Here is a 17,537-nt window from a genome sequence, read left to right as displayed (position 1 = left end):
GTCGAATGCTTGACGTCAAACGATTGCGCGGCTTCCGGGTGCCGGAAGCGCAAGATGTCTGCGATCCGCGCGGGGCGATCCTCTATGCCCTGGGTGTTGGCGCCGGTTTGGGCGCCATAGATGAGCAGAATTTGATTTTCGAACGCGATCAGGCCGTGTTGCCGACCATGGCGCTGGTCCTGGGGACACCTGGCTTCTGGCCGATGGCGCCGGAACTGGGCTGGGACTGGCCGCGCATTCTGCATGGCGAGCAGACGCTGAAACTGTTCCGTCCGCTCGAACTGGGCCAGTTGGTCAACGGCCGGATCGAGATTATCGGTCTCGCGGACAAGGGGGCAGGCAAGCCTGCGCTCGTGCGGGCAAAACGCGTGATCACCACGCCGACGGACCGTCCGATCGCCGAGATGGAGGAAGTGTGGGTCTTGCGCGGCGCGGGCGGTTTTGGCGGGCCGCGTGATCTTGACGGGCCGGCGCCGGTCATAATGCCGGATGCGCCGGCGGATGCATGTCTCGATCTCCCGACGGCCTCCAATCAGGCGATGCTCTATCGCCTGACCGGCGATCGAAATCCCCTGCATGTCGACCAGGGTACGGCGCAGGCGGCAGGTTTCGACCGGCCGATATTGCATGGCCTCGCCACTATGGGGCTGGCGGCGCGCGCGCTGATCCATCTGTGCTGTGAGGGCGATCCGGGTTTGTTGACCGACATGCGGGTGCGTTTTACCGCGCCGGTCTGGCCAGGCGAGACGGTTCGGACGGAAATCTGGCGCCGGGGCGACACCATATCGTTTCGGGCGAGCGTGCCTGACAGGAACAGCATCGTCATCGATGGCGGCGAGGCCCGCATCGGTGGTTTCAAGGAAGAAAGGGACGCATTGACGTGAAGATATTGGATGGCAAGGTCGCACTGGTGTCTGGCTCTGGACGGGGCATCGGGAAGGCTATCGCGCTGAAACTGGCCAGTGCCGGCGCCCATGTCGTGGTGAACGACCTGGACGAGGATGTCGCAAAGGCGACGGCGAACGAAATCGAAAGCCTGGGCGTTCGCGCCGTGGTGTGTGTGGGCGACGTGACGGAGGCCGATTTCGGCGACAAATTCGTGGGAGCGGCGGTCGCGCATTTCGGCACGATCGACATCATCGTGAACAATGCGGGCTATGCCTGGGATTCTGTGCTTCAGAAGACGAGCGACGAGCAGTGGATGGCCATGCTCGATGTGCATCTCAACGCCCCTTTCCGCATCTTGCGCGCCGCGCAACCGGTGATCGCTGCCGCGGCGAAGAAGGAGGCCGCGGAACAGGGCCGGGCCACACGCCGGACGGTCATCAATATATCTTCCGTGGCGGGTCTTGGCGGCAATGCCGGTCAGTCGGGCTATGCGGCGGGCAAGGCGGGAATCGTCGGTCTCACCAAGACGGTGATGAAGGAATGGGGGCGCTATAATGTCACCGTCAATGCCGTGGCCTTCGGCGCCATCATGACCCGCATGACCGCAGGCGAGGCGGGCAGCTCGACCATCAGCGTCAAGGGTCGGGACATCAAAGCCGGCGTCAGCGACGAAATATTGGAAGCCATGGAAAAAGGCATTCCGCTGGGCCGCGCCGGCACGCCGGAAGAAGCGGCGGGTGCCGTCTTCCTGCTGTGCCTGCCCGAAGCCGATTATATCACCGGCGAGGTGATCGTCGCGGGCGGGGGCTGGAAACTCTGACGACAGGATGGGCGGGCCCTGGTGCCCGCCCTCGGTCAGGCGGGCCAGCCAGGCGTGCGGCCCTGCATGGCCTGAAAGATGGGACGCATGGGATCGGGCACGGATCCGGCGCCGATGCCCGTACCGAAATTGATCCCGCGCCGCTCAAATATCCGCCATCCCTCGGCCGTGCGTCGCAGCCTGTCCTCATAACCGCCCACCGCGAGAAGGTCGGTGGGGCGCAGCGGATCGGCATCGGGGATATCGAACCACTGCCAGGTCATGACGCGGCTGGCTGCGCGCGCTTCGTCGCCGTTCACCTCTATCACCAGGTTGGTGATATTGTGCGAACAGCCCATCAAAGCGCCCTGATAACCCATGCACTGGGCATGGATAGCCTCGCGCCCCACGGAACGCGCGCTGCCAAAGTCGATCGATCCGTCGTCCGTGAACACTTCCTCCGCGATGCGATGAAATTGCATCGAATCGACCAGATGGGCGTACCGATAGATGCATTCCTCGATCGCGAGGCGATCCGCCAGCATGGCGAGGTCGATCGTCATGGCAAAACTACTCCTCTGCGGCGTGCAAGGGCCGTCGTGATGTCCCACAATCGTCCCCCCTCCTGCGCGGGCAGATCGAAGGGGGCCGGTGTGAAACGCTTGGGATTTTTGAAGATGGCGGCTTGCATGGCCGGACGTGCTTCGTCGAGCAGCAGCCGTGTGGCATTGACGGCTGATTTCTCGGCCGTGATGCCCAGCCGACCCATGATCCGCATGATGAGCGGCATGGCGGGGTCAAGCATCGCTCTTGTCCGGGTGGATGCCACGCCGGTCGCATAGAGTCCGATCTGTCGGTCCGCCCAGCGCCGCGATGCCTCGTCCAGGAACAGGAAGCCCTGGACATGGGTGGTCAGGATCGCTTTGAAGAAGCGCCATTTGCGCCGTTCGAACTGCAGATCGTCAAGATCGGGCGCCGCCATCCGATAGGGGACGGCGCCAGCGATATGAACGATGCGCCCGTCACCCGATGCGGCCAGCGCATCGGCGCATAAGCGATTGATGATAGCGCGCGCGAGATATTGGAGCGCGAACGCGAACTCCAACCCGTCGGTTGTCACGGTCTTGCCCGAAAATGCGCTCATCGCGCTATGCATCAGACCATCGATCGTGGAGCGCCAGAGGTTGATGCCCTGCGCGGCGGCGGCTGCCCCCGCGATCGTCGAGAGGTCGGCCTTGAGAAAGGCGGCGTCCCGCGCGCCCGCATCCAGCATTGCATCGACCGCAGCCGCGCCGCGATCCTCGTTTCGCGCGACGAGGAGGATGGATGAGCCGTGCCGCGCCACGTTCAGCGCCGCGGCGCGACCAATGCCGTCCGTGCCGCCGACGAAAACGAAATTGCCGTTTCTCGCCATGGCGGCCCCCTCCCTCAGCCGCAGCCGACGACCCCGCCGTCGACCGGGATTTCCGCGCCGGTGACATAGGCTCCGGCGCGCGAGCACAGGAAAATGACGATGCCGGCGATATCGTCCGGCGACCCCAGCCGTTTGAGCGGAATATGCGCCAGCAGGGCAGGATCGACCTGATCCTCGTCCCGCATATGCGCCGTCATCTTGGTCGGGAAGAAGCCGGGAATGACCGCGTTGACGGTAATGTTCCGTTCGGCGAGATCGCCGGCCAGATCGCGCGTCATCATATGGACCGCGGCCTTGCTCGCGGCATAGCTGTAGGCGCTGAGCCGGGCCGTCTTCATCCCCGCGACCGAACCGATGTTGATGACCCGGGCCGGATCGCCCGGCGTTCCGGCCGCGCCGAGTTCGGGCAGCAGTTCGCGGACCATGGTGAACGGCGTCTGGACATTCACCGCCATCACGCCGGGCCAGGCCTTGTCGGGGAAGCTGTCGATCGGTCCGCCCCAGGTCTTGCCCGCATTGTTGACCAATATATGGCATTCGCCGACCGCATCGCGATACCGGGCGACGAGGTCCACCGCCGCCTCGGGCGTGGACAGGTCGGCGGGGAGCGGGATGCATGATCCCAGCGCCGCCATGTCGCGGGCGGCTTCTTCGCAAATGTCGGCCTTGCGCGATGTGATCGCGACCGTCGCCCCGGCCCGCAGCAGACCTTCGGCGATCATGCGGCCCAGGCCTTGCGCGCCGCCGGTGACCAGCGCTTTCTTGCCGGCCAGGCTGAACAGATCGCTCACATCGTCACCACGACTTTGCCGAATTTATGCTGGTCACGCAGATGCAGCAGCGCTTCCTTCGCCTGGGCAAGCGGATAGGTCGCCTCGATCACCGGCTTGATTTCATGTTGTCCGGCAAAGGCGAGCATTTCCTTGAAGTCCTGCGGATCGCCGACCTGGCTGCCGACGATACTCGCGCTCTTCAGGAAGATGTCGGTGGCGTTGAACTTGATCTCATTGCCGGCGGTAGACCCATAGATGACGATGCGCGCGCCCGGATTGATGGCGCGGACATAGTTGGCGAAGCTGGGCGAGGGCGCGCCGTCCAGCACGACGTCGATGCCGCCGGTCAGCTTGCCGACCTGCTTGCGCCAGTCGGGATCGGTGTAGAGCAGGCCGCCCTTGGCCCCCATCGCAATGGCCCGATCAATCACGTCCTGACTTTCGCCGGTGACATAGACATTGGCGCCCTTGGCCACGGCGAAGGCCAGGCCGAATGTCGCCACGCCGCCACCCACGCCACTGATGAGCAGCGTCTCGCCCGCTTCCAGCCGCCCCTTGAACATCAGCGCGCGCCAGGAGGTCAGCGCCGTCAGCGGCATGGCGCCGGCTTCCTCGAAACTCATGAAGGCCGGCTTGGGCGCCAGATTGTCGACCGGCACGCAGATATATTCGGCGATCGTGCCGGCAAAGGGCATGCCGAGCAGGCCGAAATCGGCGGCCGGCGCATGGCGGTTGGGGCCCCAATTGCGCGCGGGATAGAGGACGACCTCGTCCCCCTCGCTGACGCCGGTCACGCCCTCGCCGATCATGTCGACAACGCCCGCGCCGTCGCAGCCCAGCGTGATCGGCACAGTCATGCCGGGATATTGGCCCTGCGTGATGAACAGTTCGCGATGGTTGATCGATGCCGCCCGCAGCGCGACGCGCACCTCTCCCGGACCAGGAACCGGGGTGTCGACATCCGTCACCACCACGGAGTCAGGGCCGTCGATCCGTTCGAGATAAAGGGCCTTCATGGTCAACCTTTCCTAATATCCTGCTCTGTGCCGCAGTCTGTATGGCAACGCTGGTTGCCGAGCGACCTTGGCTTGTTCGCTTGGAAGCTGGACAATTTTCTGCCTCACTGGGAACCTATCTGCCGATAGGAAAAAGGGATTGCGTTATAGATTCATCGCGCAGAATATATTTCGCATAACAGAACGAATCGCGCCAAGCGCGCGTCAGGAGAGAACAGCATGACTGTCGTGCCTACAGCTATCTTGCCGCCCCGTTCGACTCATAGGCCTATCCGCCGCGCTGCGTTGGTGGCGTTGACGGAGAGGGTGGCGCAGTCGCGCATGACCGCGGTGTCGGCCCCGGCTGGCAGCGGGAAAACGACCGCGATGCTGTTCTGGGCGGACGAACTCAGGTCGCAGGGGCGTCCCGTCATCTGGCTCGCGGCCAGGGCGGGCATAGAAAGCAAACGGTCCTTTCTCCAGGCGCTCAAGGCGGCCGGTATTGCGGCCGGCATGGCGTGGGATGCATTGGACAGCGACGCGTCCGACGCCAACTGGCTGTCCGTCCTCGCGACGATGGGCAGCGTAAGGCCGGTCATCATTGTGGATGACGCGCAGTTTCTGGCGAAGCCGATCCTGGAATTTCTGGCCCAATTATCCTCGAGCGCGCGCGACGCATTGACCATCATCATCGCTGCGCGCGGTACGGTCGGCCTGTCGCTGGCGCGTATGCGGGCGCTCGGATTTCTGGTCGAAGTGGGCGTCGCGGATCTGTCCTTCACCTTGGCGGAAGCGACGGAACTGGTCACGCGGTCCATCGGAACGCCGGTGGATTCGCGTGACCTTCAGGACATTGTGGGCGATACCCAAGGCTGGGTTTCCGGTATCGTCATTGCATGCGATCTCTATCGCCGCACCAGCGACAGCGCGGTCAAGCTTCGGCTGACTGGCCTGCGCCCCGAATTTGCCGAATATTTCCATGACGAAGTGGTGAGTTTGCAACCGGACGATGTTCGCCGCTTCCTTGTCGACACGTCGATCCTCGATGAACTGACGCCCTCGGCCTGCGCGGCGGTAACCGGCGACGAGAATGCCCGCGCGATGCTGGACCATGTCTTTCGCGAAGGCCTGTTTCTGAACGCGATTGACCAGGAACATAGTCGTTATGCCTATCATCGGCTGTTTCGTGAGATGGTGTTGGGCCGGCTGATCGATCGGGCGCCCGACCGCGCTGCCGTCATGCATCGGCGGGCGAGCGAATATTTTGCCGATACCGGCCAGCTTGCCCTGGCGATCGAACATGCGCGGCTGAGCGGGGAAAAGGCGTTCCTCGCCGACCAGTTGGATCGTCTGGCTGAAGGACTGACCTATTCGGGCTATCTCTATCGCATCGACGAACTGGGCGCGGAACTGCCCTGGCCGATCCTGGCCGAACGGCCCAATCTGCTCCTGGCGCTGGCCTGGAGGCGCATCCGCCAACTGGCCTTTTCATCGGCCGACAGACTGATTTCCGCCGCGCGGCAAGCCTGTGACGCGAAGCGGGAGGCGCAGTCCCTGCCCGCGCATGAAATCGAGCAACTGGACCTGCTGATCCGCCATCGCTTCGTCATGCTGGCGGCGGCGCGCGACGACATGATCAGGGTCGAGGCCGATTCGGAGCCGCTGCTTGCCGAATTGGCCGACAGTCATGCCTATCTTAGCTGCACCTTGCTGGCGCAGCTCATGTCGGCGCGGCGCGAGCTGTATCATTTTCAGGACATGCTCAAGCTGGAGGCGGAAACGAGCCGCGCTCTGTCGCGTCCCGGTTCGGCCTTCGCATCCATCGCCCTGAAGGCATCGGTCGCGCCGACCATGATGGCGCAGGGCAAGATTCCCTTGGCGCAACGTTTTCTGGAAGAGGCCTTCGCGTTAGCCGTTGAAATCCATGGCGCGGGTTCCGGTCTGGCCGCGCTTCCCGCGCTGCCGCTGGCCGAACTGCTCTATGATGCGGGCGATCTTGAACAGGCGGCGGAGCTGGCGGAACAATATCTGCCAGTCGTGCGGCAATGGGGCTTTTCCGATCAGATGGCGTCGGGCTATCTGGTCAGCGCGCGCCTGCGGGCGGCAAGGGGCGATCTGCCCAGCGCGCTTTCTACGCTTAACGATGCGCATCTCGTGGCGATCGAATGTGGGCTTGATCGCCTGCGCTCCTTCATCGTGGCCGAAGAGGTGCGGCTTTTGATCAAGGCGGGGCAGATCGACGAGGCCGAGCAGCATTTCCTGGCGGGCGATCCGCAACTGGACGGCGAACCCATTCCCACCCTGCACCCGACGCGGCGCAATGAGAATATCGCGATCGCCTGGCTCAGGATCGAAATGCAGCGCCATCGGCTGGGCCGTGCGCGCAAGGTCGCCTATCGGTGGCTGGAATTCGTCAAGCGCGCCGGAGCGGTCCGGTCCGCCGTGATCTTCGAATTGCTGCTGGCGGAAATCGCGGTGCTTCAGGGCAACCGGTCCGAGGCGCGCAGGGCCGTTCGCGCTGCCGTGGAGATGGCCGAACCGGCCGGCTGGGTGCGGGTCTTCGTCGATGAGGGACAAGTCATCGCGTCTCTGATCCTCGAAGCCTATTCGCAGGGACCGGAACTGGAAACGCCGGCCGATCGCTTCGCCGTCCGCCTTGTGTCGATGTTGCGGCGGGGACCGCAGATCGAAGCGGAGGAAGAAGAGGAGGATGATTTCGGCCTGACCGGGCGCCTCGCCAACCGGGAAGTCGATATTTTGACGATGGTGAGCGGAGGCCTGCGCAACCGGGAAATTGGCGACCGCCTCGGCCTGACCGAAGGCACGGTCAAATGGTATATGCAGCAAATATACGACAAGCTGGGCGTGCGTCGTCGGCCGCAGGCGGTTCTGCGGGCGCGGCAGCTCGGCATTTTGCCCTGAAGCGCGCGCCGCTTCCTATCGAAGGATAGATTGCGCCGTTCGCGCAACCTGCGACCGGCGCAATCTGCGCGAAAGGAAATATCATGGCAAAACGCAAGGTCATCATCAGCTGCGCGATTACAGGCGCAATCCACACGCCCTCCATGTCGCCCTATCTGCCCGTGACGGCGGAGGAGATTGCGGAATCGGCGGTCGGCGCGGCGGAGGCGGGCGCCGCCATCATTCATCTGCATGCGCGCAATCCCGTCGATGGGCGGCCGGACCAGAATCCCGACCTGTTCGAACCCTTCCTCAAGGTCATCAAGCAGCGTACCGACGCCGTGCTGAACCTGACCACCGGCGGGCACCCCTCCATGACGGTGCAGGAACGCATCCGTCCCGCCCAGACTTTCGCGCCCGAAGTAGCCAGCCTCAATATGGGGACGATGGGCTTTGGCCTGTTTCCGATGCTGGACCGGTTCAAGACGTTCAAGCATGACTGGGAGCCGGCGGCGCTCGAAGCTTCGCGCGATCTGGTGTTCAAGAACACCTATGCCGACATCGAACATCTGCTGACCACCTTGTCGCCGCTGGGCACGCGTTTCGAATTCGAATGCTATGACACCAGCCATCTCTACAATCTGAAATATTTTCTCGATCGCGGCCTCGTAAAGGCGCCGCTGTTCATCCAGACATGCTTCGGCATATTGGGCGGCATCGGCAGTCATCCCGACGATATCATGCATATGAAGCGGACGGCCGACCGGCTGTTCGGCGACCAATATGAATGGTCCGTGCTGGGAGCGGGCGCGCGCCAGATGAGCATCGTCGCCATGGCGGCGTCGATGGGCGGCAACGTCCGCATCGGTCTGGAAGATTCGCTGTGGGGCGGTCCGGGGCGGCTGGCCGAGACCAATGCGGAGCAGGTGAAGACCGCGCGGCAGATCGTTGAGGGCATGGGGCTTGAAATCGCCACGCCGGACGAGGCGCGCGCCATGCTGGACCTCAAGGGCGCGGACCGGACGAACATCTGATGATGGAAAAAAGCGGGCCGCTGGCCGGTATTCGCCTGCTGGAGATCGACGCGATCGGCCCCGTGCCGCTCGCGGCGATGCTGCTGGCGGATATGGGTGCAGAGATCGTCCGGATCGCCCGGCCGCCTTCGGCTACGGCGGGGGATTGGGACGATGTCGGTGGTGACATCCTGCACCGCAGCCGGGCGGTGACCTATCTCGATCTCAAGCAGGACGCCGATCGCGAACATCTGCTCGCACTGGTCGAGCGGGCGGACGGGCTCATCGAGGGATACAGGCCCGGCGTCATGGAACGCCTCGGCGTCGGTCCCGATGTCTGCCTTGCGCACAATCCACGGTTCGTGTTCGGTCGGATGACGGGCTGGGGCCAGTCCGGGCCGCTGGCTCTGCGGGCGGGCCATGACATCAACTATCTGTCGATCACCGGCGCGCTCCACGCGATGGGAGAGCGGCAGGGAACGCCTCCGGTGCCGCTCAATCTGGTGGGCGATTATGGCGGCGGCGCCATGTTCCTGATCTTCGGCCTGTTGAGTGCGCTGCTGGCGGCGCAACGGACGGGCCGGGGGCAGGTTGTCGACGCCTGCATCACCGACGGCGTCGCGTCGTTGATGAGCCTTTTCTACGCATGGCAGCCCAAGGGTTTGTGGGAAGATGCGCCGGGCTCCAATCTGCTGGACGGCGCGGCGCCCTTCTACCGCTGTTACGAATGCGCCGATGGGCGGCATGTCGCGGTGGGGTGTCTGGAACCCAAATTCTTTGCCCAGATGGTGGACGGACTGGGTCTTTCCGATCGGCGCTATGACCAGAACGACCGTGAAGGCTGGCCCGTGATGCAGGCTGATTTCGCTACCGCCTTCGCCAGGCGAACGCGCGACGAGTGGGCTGAAAAATTTGCGGAGACCGACGCTTGCGTGTCACCGGTACTTTCCATGGCGGAGGCGCCGGAGCACGCGCATAATCAAGTCCGGGGTACTTTCGTGACACGGAATGGCGTGGTCCAGCCCGCGCCTGCGCCACGGCTGTCGGCTACAGAAGGGAGCTTTGCCGAGCCGAGAATGATTGAAGTTGGCGATTTGATCGCAGACTGGTCCTGACACAGGATTCCATCACTTTCGTCGCTGCCCGTTACGCAGCAAATGATGGGTGCGGCACAATTGCCTCGATCGAAATCTTAGCGCGATATGATCGTCTGACCCTGCCGATCGATAGGTTATAACGGTACCCCAACCCTCTTTTGCTGACGGCATGTTTCGACCTGCGACGAATAGCAGGCTTGTCTACAGAGAGGATAGAGCGATGAAGTCCTACATAGTTAAGGTTGTGCTGCTTTCGACGGCCGCCACTGTCGCAACGCCCCTGTGGGGCCAGACCAACGTCGCCGAAACGCCGCAAGCCGAGCAAAGCTATCCCACCAGCGATATCGTCGTTACCGCCCGCCGCCGCGAAGAGCGGCTGCAGGATGTCCCGGTGTCGGTCACCGCCTTCTCTGCTGCGGGGCTGGAGCGAAGCAATGTCCAGACAGCCACCGACCTGAAGACCATTACGCCAGGTTTCACCTTCGCCTCCGAGGGCGGCAAGGATACGATGGCCCTGACGCTGCGTGGCATCGGTAACCTGCCACTTGGCGAGGGTACGCCCGGCGTCGTCATGTATGTCAACAACGTGGCGTTGCCTGCGGTCGGATCGAATATTCCTGCCTACGACGTGGCCGGCATCCAGGTATTGAAGGGGCCGCAGGGCACCTTGTTCGGAAAGAACACGCTTGGCGGCGCCGTCTTGATCAACACGCAGGAACCGACCTACGATTTTAGCGGCTATATCCAGGGAATGTACGGCCGGTTCGATCATCGCGAGCTGGAAGGCGCCATCAATGTGCCCATCGTGGACGGCAAAGTCGCCTTGCGGGTCGCCGGCCAGATACGCCGTCAGGATCCGCGTATCCCGGCGCTCGACAGTGGTCCCGGCTTTGATGATATCCATCAGGACAGTTTCCGCGCCAGCCTGCTGCTGGAACCGACTGACTGGATCAAGAGCCTGACCATCTATGAATATAGCAAGGCGAACGAACTGGCTGGCGGCCTTAATCTCATTCGCCAGAATTTCCCTTTCGGCGTATTTTTCGGCCCGGAACTGGGCGCCGCGCTTGATGCGCAGGTTCAGGCAAATCTGCAAACGCAACGCAACAACGAATATGGTTCATTCGACGGCGGGATCAACGGTGGCTATGCCGACCGCAAGGCGCAGTCGATCATCAATAACACGTCCTTGACTTTCGGGGATATCACCGTCCGCAATATCATCGGCTATCGCAGGAATTACAGCAATCAGTTGATCAATACCGGAGCGGTTAGTCCGCTGACGCTCCCCGTCGCGCCCGGCGTCAACGTGCCTTTCACGCTCTTCTATGCATCGCAATTGGGACGGCGCGAATATTTGAGCAACGAGTTCCAGGTGCTTGGCGACTTTGGCGCCCTGAACTTCATCGTCGGCGCCTATTACAACAAGGATAACAGCTATGGTGCGGCTGGATCGCAGTTCACGGCCTTCTCGGTAGGCGGCATCCCGGCCTCGCCGATCACTGCCCATGTGACCAACAGGAATAAGGCGCTGTTCGGTCAGATCGGGTACAAGATCACAGACACGCTTACGCTGAACGCCGGTATCCGGTATAGCTGGGACAAGGTCAGCGCCTGCGGCGGGGCCATTGGCACCTCTTATGTCACCGACGAAGAATGCCGTGACGTGGCGGCTCTCGGCCTGATCGATGGCGTGGGCACGGTCAGTAACAGCGGCAAGGCGCCGAGCTGGACCGTCGGCCTTGATTACAAGGTGAAGCCTGACTGGCTGCTCTATGTGGTCTCCCGCCGCGGCTATCGCGGTGCGAACGTGAATACGCCCTTCTTTGAATCGAAGTTCACAACTGGCGGCACCGATCCCAGTTGCATCTTCGGCGGCGGTGTCTGTCCTGACCTGCGGCCGTTCCAGAAGACTGGCAAGGAAACCGTCACCGACGTCGAGGTGGGTTCGAAAATCAATTTCGAGGCAGGCGGCGCGCGAGGCCATTTGAACCTGTCGGCCTATTATGCCAAATATAAGAATGCGCTACAGTTTCTGAACGTGACCGGGGTCGTGCCAAACGGCGCACCCGATACGCCGTCGAACACCGCTTTCGGCGCGAACATCTCCGATCAGACGATTACCGGCATTGAGTTCGAAGCGAGTGTCAGCCCGTCGCGCAACTTAACTGCGTCTTTCAACGGCGCCTTCACGAAGGTGAAGATCGACAAGGTGACGCTGCCAGCCAACCTGCCGACCGGGATCGTTTGCTCGCCGGAGAATATCAACAAATTCTCGCCGACCTTCTCGGGCACTTTCGCCATCAGCTGGACGCTGCCGTTCAAACCGGCCGATGGGGACGTCGTTTTCGATTCCGACCTGTTCACGACGGCCGATTTCGGTGGCCAGAATGGAGAGAAGCTGCCGGGCTACAATCTCGTCAATGCTCAACTTAGCTGGAAGGGCGTCGGGGGCACCGGTCTCGACCTGTCCGTCTTCCTGAAGAATGCGTTCAACGAGAAATATTATTCTGCGGCCAGCGTCCTGCTCCTGTCTTTCCCGATCAGTTCCGCATATCGGGGCGAACAGCGAACCTGGGGCATCAAGGGGCGCTACAGTTTTTAAGGCGCATGAGGGGGAGGACGACAACCTCCCCTTTACCTGCATATCGACAGGGTGGCGGCGCTCCATCTTCTTCTATGCAGGCAATTATTGAGATGGGGGAGCCTAGGTGCACGATGAAATTCGGCATTTGCAGCATGTGGGGTTCCAGCCTCGATAGCTTTCGCGAAGAAGTGAAACTGGCTTCCGACCTTGGCTTCGATCTCGTCACCGTCGGTGATTCGCCGGCGGGCTGGCGCGACCTCTATGTTTCCCTCACGCTCGCCGCGATCGAGGCGCCCAATGTCACGTTGGCGCCGCTGGTTACCTCGCCTTTCATGCGGCATCCTTTGGTGACGGCCTCCGCCCTCAGCACGATCGACGATCTTTCCGGCGGGCGCGTGGCGCTGGGTCTGGCCACGGGCGGCAGCACGGTCCTCGCGATCGGGCGTCCTCCCGCGACGCAAAGGGAAATTCGGGCGGAATTGGCGGCGCTCAGGGATTTGTTCGCCGGAAGGCCGACGGCGTGGAACGGCGTGGCTGTCAAGCCGCTCCGTTTCGCCCGCCCGATTCCCATCTATTATTCCGCCTTCGGTCCCAAGGCGCTGGCGCTGGCGGGCGAGCAGGCCGACGGCGTCATATTGTTCGCGGGCGAACGCCATCTCGACGCGCTGAAGGACCGGATCGATACCGTCCGGGCCGCGGCGCAGGCGGCGGGGCGCGATCCCCTGTCGATCGATATCTGGGTCGTTTCCTTCGCCTCGATCCGTCCCACACGGGCCGAGGCTATCGACGATCTCAAGGCGTTCATCGTCGTCAACGGCATGGCCTTCCGCACACCTGAAACCCTGGCGCGTGTCCCGACGCAGTTTCGCGGCAAGATCGATGCATTGCACGCGCGCTATGATCCGACCGAGCATGTGGTTGTGGGCGGCAGGAATGTGGCCCTGATGGAGGAATTGGGTCTGACCGAGTTCCTGGCGGACTTCGATACGCTGGCGGGGCCTGTCGATGCGGCAGTCGACATGCTGCGGCGCGTGAAGGCGATGGGTGTCTCCACCTTCATCGCGGCCTTGCCCGGGCATGCTGCGCCGCTAGAAACCATTAGCGGGCTTGCCCGAGCGCGGAGTATGATGTGACACTGGATCTACTGCATCTGAGCGAAGACGAAGCAGCGGGCATCGCGGCGGTGCTGCGATCCCGGTCGCTGGGCGACATGATGGCGGCGGCGGAGGCGATGACGGTGGCGGCGCATGGCCGTCGCCTGACCTATTCCCGCAAGGTCTTCATTCCCCTCACCAAATTATGCCGTGACGTGTGCCACTATTGCACCTTCGCCACCACGCCGGCCCGCGCGGGTGACGCCTATCTCAGTCGGGATGAGGTGCTGGCCATCGCCCGTGCGGGCGCGGCGGCCGGTTGCCGGGAAGCCCTTTTCACCCTCGGCGATCGACCCGAGGCCCGCTATGCCGCTGCGCGCGAGGCTCTCGCGGGGCTTGGGCATGACTCGACCTTGTCCTATCTGGCCGAAATGGCGGAACTGGTGTTTCGTGAGACGGGCTTGCTGCCGCATCTCAATCCCGGTCTGATGAACGGCGAGGATTATGCGCAGTTGCGGCCGCATGCCGCTTCCATGGGCATCATGCTGGAAAGCAGCTCGGATCGCCTGTGCGCGCGGGGCGGCCCGCATTTCGGCTCGCCCGACAAGCAGCCGGCCCTGCGATTGGCCGCCATCGAGGAAGCCGGACGGGCGCGCGTGCCGTTCACGACCGGCCTGCTGATAGGCATCGGCGAAACCCGCGAGGATCAGGTGGAGGCGCTGGTCGCCATTCGCGATCTGCATCGCCGCTACGGCCATGTGCAGGAAGTCATCATCCAGAATTTCCGGGCAAAGCCGGGAACGCGCATGGCGGATCATGCCGAACCGTCGCTCGACGATCATCTCTGGGCCATCGCCGCCGCGCGGATCATACTGGGGCCCGAGATGACGATCCAGGCGCCGCCCAATCTACACGATCGCGTCGATCTGGCGCCGCTGATCCGGGCCGGCGTCAATGACTGGGGCGGGGTGTCGCCCGTGACGCCCGACCATGTGAACCCGGAGGCGCCCTGGCCGCATCTGGAGATATTGGAGGACGCCACCCGGTCCGCAGGTCGCCTGTTGATGCAGCGGCTCGCCATCGGCCCGCGCTATGCCCTTGCCGCGCGGGATTGGGCGGCGCCGGCCATCGCCACCCAGATCCTGCGCGCCATTGACGGGCGGGGATTGCCCAAGGTCGACGACTGGTCCGCAGGGCATGGCGATCCAGCGCCCGACATCATGGCGGTGGAGCCCGTTTCGGCCTCCCGATTGATCCGGTCCATCCTCGCTGCGGCGGAGCAGGGCGAACGGCTAAGCGAAGCGGATATCGTCACCCTGTTCGATGCCGAGCAGGAAGATTTTGCCGCCATCGTCGACCGGGCCGACCGGTTGCGGCGGCAGGCCGTGGGCGACACGCTGACCTATGCGGTCAACCGCAATATCAACTATACCAATATCTGCCTCTATAAATGCGGCTTCTGCGCCTTTTCCAAGGGCAGCACCAAGGCCATGCGCGGGCCTGCCTACAGGCTCGACATGGAAGAGGTCGGACGCCGCGCGGCCGAGGCCTGGGATCGCGGCGCGACCGAAGTCTGCCTTCAGGGCGGGATCCATCCCGACTATGACGGGCATACCTATCTCAATGTCCTCAAGACGGTGCGTGAGGCTGCGCCGGATATCCATATCCATGCCTTCTCGCCGCTGGAGGTGACCCATGGCGCCCGCACGCTCGGCCTGCCGCTGGAGGATTATCTGGCGCGACTGAAGGAGGCGGGGCTCTCCACCTTGCCCGGTACGGCGGCGGAGATACTGGACCCTGAAGTTCGCGATATCATCTGCCCGGACAAGGTGACGGCGGACGAATGGATCGAGGTGATGCGCGTGGCGCACGGGGTGGGCCTGCGCAGCACGGCCACGATCATGTTCGGCCATGTCGAAGAATATAAGCATTGGGCGCGCCATCTGCTCCGGATTCGCGGATTGCAGGAGGAGACGGGCGGCTTCACCGAATTCGTGCCGCTGCCCTTCGTGCATATGGAATCGCCGATCTGGCGAAAGGGGCTGGCGCGCTCGGGCCCCAGCTATCGCGAAGCGGTGCTGATGCATGCGATCGCGCGCATCGTGCTGCATCCGGTGATCCCGAATATTCAGGTATCCTGGGTAAAGATGGGGCCGGAGGGGGCCGCGGCGATCCTGAATGCGGGCGCCAACGATATGGGTGGCACGCTGATGGATGAATCGATCACCCGGGCCGCTGGTGGCGTCAACGGGCAGGAATTCGGCCCCAGGGAAATGCAGGCCCTGGCGGCATCCGTCGGGCGACCTGTGCGCCAACGCACCACGCTTTACGAACCGGTGCGACCGCGTCGCGCCGTCTTGGCTGAACCATCGTGAACGATCTGCAACATCGTTCGCCAGCTCCATTGAAGGACAATATATGACTCTTCCCGCCATTGCCGTCGTCGGCGGCACCGGTAATCTGGGCGCTGCGATCGCCTGGCGCCTGGCGCGTGCCGGCTATTCCGTGACGATCGGATCGCGCAACGCCGAAAGTGCGGAAAAAGCCGCCGCGGAATTGGGGCATGGCCTGCGGGCTGGCGCCAATGTGGATGTCGTCGCGAATGCGGACATCATCATCGTGACGGTGCCCTTTGCCGCGCAGGAGGCGACGCTTCGCGACATCGCGCCGCATGTCGTTGGCAAGTTGGTCGTGGATACGACCGTTCCCCTCGTTCCGCCCAAGGTGATGCGGGTCCAATTGCCCGATGAAGGCTCCGCCGCCCAAAAGGCGCAGGCGGTTCTGGGAGAAGGCGTGACGCTCGTGTCCGCGTTCCACAATGTCGCCGCGCATAAACTGGCCAAGGACATCGATGTCGGCTGCGACGTGCTGGTCTTCGGCGACGACAAGGATGCGCGCGGTCGCATCGTGGCGCTGGCCGATGCCATGGGATTGCGGGGGCTTCACGGCGGCGCGCTGGTCAACTCGGCGGCCGCCGAAGCGCTCACGTCGATCCTCATTTTCATGAACAAGACCTATAAGGTTGACGGCGCGGGCATTCGTATCACAGGAGATTTGATCCCGCCCGAGGCTTGAGGTGTATTCGATGATCGAGATCGTACCGTTGACCGGAATTGGGGAGGTCAGACCGGGCGATGATCTGGCGGACATTCTGCATGTGGCGCTTGATCGGTGCGGCATTGAACCCCGCGCCGGCGACCTTCTGGTCGTGACGCAAAAGATCGTGTCCAAGGCCGAGGGGCGTTTCGTGTCGCTGGCTGATGTGGAGCCGGGGGAAGAGGCGCGGCGCCTGGCCGATATCACGCGCAAGGATGCGCGGCTGGTGCAACTGGTGCTGGATGAATCGAGCGCCATCCTGCGCGCTGTGCCCCACGTCCTGATCGCGCGGCACCGGCTGGGCCATGTCATGGCCAATGCCGGGATTGATCGGTCCAACATCGGGGCGGGGGAGGGCGATCGCGCCTTGCTCCTGCCGGTCGATCCCGATGGAACGGCATCGCACCTGCACGCCCGACTGGGCCTGCCCGTCGTCATCTCGGACAGTTTTGGCCGACCCTGGCGGATGGGCGTGGTGGCGGTCGCTATCGGCGCTGCCGGATTGCCGGCGTTGCTGGATCGCAGGGGCGAACTGGATCGCGACGGGCGGACGCTGGAAGTCACCCAGGTCGCCCTGGCCGATATCGTCGCGACGGCCGCCTGCCTCGCCACCGGGGAAGGCGCGGAAGGCATACCGGCGGCCCTGGTGCGGGGCTGCCTGCTGACCGGCCCGGAACGTCCCGCCGCCGATCTGGTGCGTCCCGTTCATGAAGATCTGTTCGCATGAAGCGCGTCGTTGTTCTGACCGGCGGCGTGGGCGGCGCGAAGCTGGTTCTGGGTCTGTCGCGCATTATGGCGGGCGATGGGTTGACGGCGATCGTCAATACCGGGGATGACTTCCGGCATCTGGGGCTGCATATATCGCCCGACATCGACACCC

The 17,537-nt window shown here is 63.4% G+C and carries 15 protein-coding genes; 11 read left to right on the top strand and 4 right to left on the bottom strand.

All coding sequences use genetic code 11. From position 1 onward, the window contains the following. Positions 1 to 5 precede the first annotated feature (5 nt). A complete protein-coding gene (locus tag CG471_RS16500; RefSeq protein ID WP_099232536.1) occupies positions 6 to 884 on the top strand; it encodes a MaoC/PaaZ C-terminal domain-containing protein in 879 nt (292 codons plus the stop codon). Continuing rightward, positions 881 to 1,708 carry an SDR family NAD(P)-dependent oxidoreductase gene (locus CG471_RS16495; RefSeq protein WP_099232535.1) on the top strand — a complete coding sequence of 276 codons (828 nt, stop codon included), beginning with the start codon at positions 881 to 883 and terminating at the stop codon, positions 1,706 to 1,708. Before CG471_RS16500 ends, CG471_RS16495 begins: the two co-directional genes overlap by 4 nt. Before the next feature lie 35 nt (positions 1,709 to 1,743). Here CG471_RS16495 and CG471_RS16490 read toward each other — a convergent pair whose 3' ends face one another. From CG471_RS16490 to CG471_RS16475, 4 genes are read right to left on the bottom strand one after another with little or no spacing between them, the layout of a single operon-like run. Continuing rightward, the gene (locus tag CG471_RS16490) at positions 1,744 to 2,250 is read right to left on the bottom strand and encodes a nuclear transport factor 2 family protein (RefSeq protein ID WP_099232534.1); all 507 of its coding nucleotides are present in this window, start codon (positions 2,248 to 2,250) and stop codon (positions 1,744 to 1,746) included. After that, positions 2,247 to 3,101 carry an SDR family NAD(P)-dependent oxidoreductase gene (locus CG471_RS16485; protein ID WP_099232533.1) on the bottom strand — a complete coding sequence of 285 codons (855 nt, stop codon included), beginning with the start codon at positions 3,099 to 3,101 and terminating at the stop codon, positions 2,247 to 2,249. The genes CG471_RS16490 and CG471_RS16485 overlap by 4 nt, the downstream gene beginning before the upstream one ends. A 14-nt stretch (positions 3,102 to 3,115) precedes the next feature. Next, complete coding sequence (locus tag CG471_RS16480; RefSeq protein WP_099232532.1) at positions 3,116 to 3,892, bottom strand: SDR family oxidoreductase; 777 nt, start codon at positions 3,890 to 3,892, stop codon at positions 3,116 to 3,118. After that, positions 3,889 to 4,890, bottom strand: a complete 1,002-nt coding sequence (locus CG471_RS16475) for a zinc-binding dehydrogenase (RefSeq protein WP_099232531.1) — start codon at positions 4,888 to 4,890, stop codon at positions 3,889 to 3,891. Before CG471_RS16475 ends, CG471_RS16480 begins: the two co-directional genes overlap by 4 nt. 321 nt (positions 4,891 to 5,211) lie before the next feature. Between CG471_RS16475 and CG471_RS16470 the strand changes: the two genes are divergently transcribed. The 9 genes from CG471_RS16470 to CG471_RS16430 form a co-directional block, all read left to right on the top strand. After that, positions 5,212 to 7,791 (top strand): LuxR C-terminal-related transcriptional regulator, encoded by a 2,580-nt coding sequence (locus CG471_RS16470; RefSeq protein ID WP_257211578.1) that lies wholly within the window; start codon positions 5,212 to 5,214, stop codon positions 7,789 to 7,791. Between the two features lie 83 nt (positions 7,792 to 7,874). Further along, a complete protein-coding gene (locus tag CG471_RS16465) occupies positions 7,875 to 8,804 on the top strand; it encodes a 3-keto-5-aminohexanoate cleavage protein (protein WP_099232530.1) in 930 nt (309 codons plus the stop codon). Next, on the top strand, positions 8,804 to 9,898 hold the full coding sequence (locus tag CG471_RS16460; protein WP_099232529.1) for a CaiB/BaiF CoA-transferase family protein: 1,095 nt from the start codon (positions 8,804 to 8,806) through the stop codon (positions 9,896 to 9,898). The genes CG471_RS16465 and CG471_RS16460 overlap by 1 nt, the downstream gene beginning before the upstream one ends. 151 nt (positions 9,899 to 10,049) lie before the next feature. After that, positions 10,050 to 12,485: a TonB-dependent receptor gene (locus CG471_RS16455; protein ID WP_257211577.1), complete on the top strand. Its 2,436-nt coding sequence runs from the start codon at positions 10,050 to 10,052 to the stop codon at positions 12,483 to 12,485. A gap of 113 nt (positions 12,486 to 12,598) precedes the next feature. Further along, positions 12,599 to 13,600: an LLM class flavin-dependent oxidoreductase gene (locus CG471_RS16450; RefSeq protein ID WP_180275726.1), complete on the top strand. Its 1,002-nt coding sequence runs from the start codon at positions 12,599 to 12,601 to the stop codon at positions 13,598 to 13,600. Beyond that, entirely contained in the window at positions 13,597 to 15,936 is a 2,340-nt protein-coding gene (cofH, locus tag CG471_RS16445; RefSeq protein WP_099232526.1) for a 5-amino-6-(D-ribitylamino)uracil--L-tyrosine 4-hydroxyphenyl transferase CofH, read from the top strand. The genes CG471_RS16450 and cofH overlap by 4 nt, the downstream gene beginning before the upstream one ends. A gap of 43 nt (positions 15,937 to 15,979) precedes the next feature. Then, the gene (npdG, locus tag CG471_RS16440; RefSeq protein WP_099232525.1) at positions 15,980 to 16,636 is read left to right on the top strand and encodes an NADPH-dependent F420 reductase; all 657 of its coding nucleotides are present in this window, start codon (positions 15,980 to 15,982) and stop codon (positions 16,634 to 16,636) included. A gap of 10 nt (positions 16,637 to 16,646) precedes the next feature. Beyond that, a complete protein-coding gene (gene cofE / locus CG471_RS16435) occupies positions 16,647 to 17,384 on the top strand; it encodes a coenzyme F420-0:L-glutamate ligase (RefSeq protein WP_099232560.1) in 738 nt (245 codons plus the stop codon). Beyond that, positions 17,381 to 17,537: 2-phospho-L-lactate transferase CofD family protein (locus tag CG471_RS16430; RefSeq protein ID WP_180275725.1), on the top strand; the 157-nt coding region annotated here is incomplete at its 3' end. The genes cofE and CG471_RS16430, both read left to right, overlap by 4 nt.

This window comes from Sphingobium sp. IP1, assembly GCF_002708645.1.
GTDB lineage: Bacteria > Pseudomonadota > Alphaproteobacteria > Sphingomonadales > Sphingomonadaceae > Sphingobium > Sphingobium yanoikuyae.
The sequence above is the reverse complement of the archived record's forward strand: the minus strand, read 5'-3'. Positions and strand labels throughout refer to the sequence as shown.

Excerpts from the sequence above, each read along its gene's own strand:
- CG471_RS16500 (WP_099232536.1), top strand. The coding sequence starts at position 6 with ATGCTTGACGTCAAACGATTGCGCGGCTTCCGGGTGCCGGAAGCGCAA.
- CG471_RS16490 (WP_099232534.1), bottom strand. The coding sequence starts at position 2,250 with ATGACGATCGACCTCGCCATGCTGGCGGATCGCCTCGCGATCGAGGAA.
- CG471_RS16485 (WP_099232533.1), bottom strand. The coding sequence starts at position 3,101 with ATGGCGAGAAACGGCAATTTCGTTTTCGTCGGCGGCACGGACGGCATT.
- CG471_RS16475 (WP_099232531.1), bottom strand. The coding sequence starts at position 4,890 with ATGAAGGCCCTTTATCTCGAACGGATCGACGGCCCTGACTCCGTGGTG.
- CG471_RS16470 (WP_257211578.1), top strand. The coding sequence starts at position 5,212 with ATGACCGCGGTGTCGGCCCCGGCTGGCAGCGGGAAAACGACCGCGATG.
- CG471_RS16465 (WP_099232530.1), top strand. The coding sequence starts at position 7,875 with ATGGCAAAACGCAAGGTCATCATCAGCTGCGCGATTACAGGCGCAATC.
- CG471_RS16460 (WP_099232529.1), top strand. The coding sequence starts at position 8,804 with ATGATGGAAAAAAGCGGGCCGCTGGCCGGTATTCGCCTGCTGGAGATC.
- CG471_RS16455 (WP_257211577.1), top strand. The coding sequence starts at position 10,050 with ATGTTTCGACCTGCGACGAATAGCAGGCTTGTCTACAGAGAGGATAGA.
- CG471_RS16450 (WP_180275726.1), top strand. The coding sequence starts at position 12,599 with ATGAAATTCGGCATTTGCAGCATGTGGGGTTCCAGCCTCGATAGCTTT.
- npdG (WP_099232525.1), top strand. The coding sequence starts at position 15,980 with ATGACTCTTCCCGCCATTGCCGTCGTCGGCGGCACCGGTAATCTGGGC.
- cofE (WP_099232560.1), top strand. The coding sequence starts at position 16,647 with ATGATCGAGATCGTACCGTTGACCGGAATTGGGGAGGTCAGACCGGGC.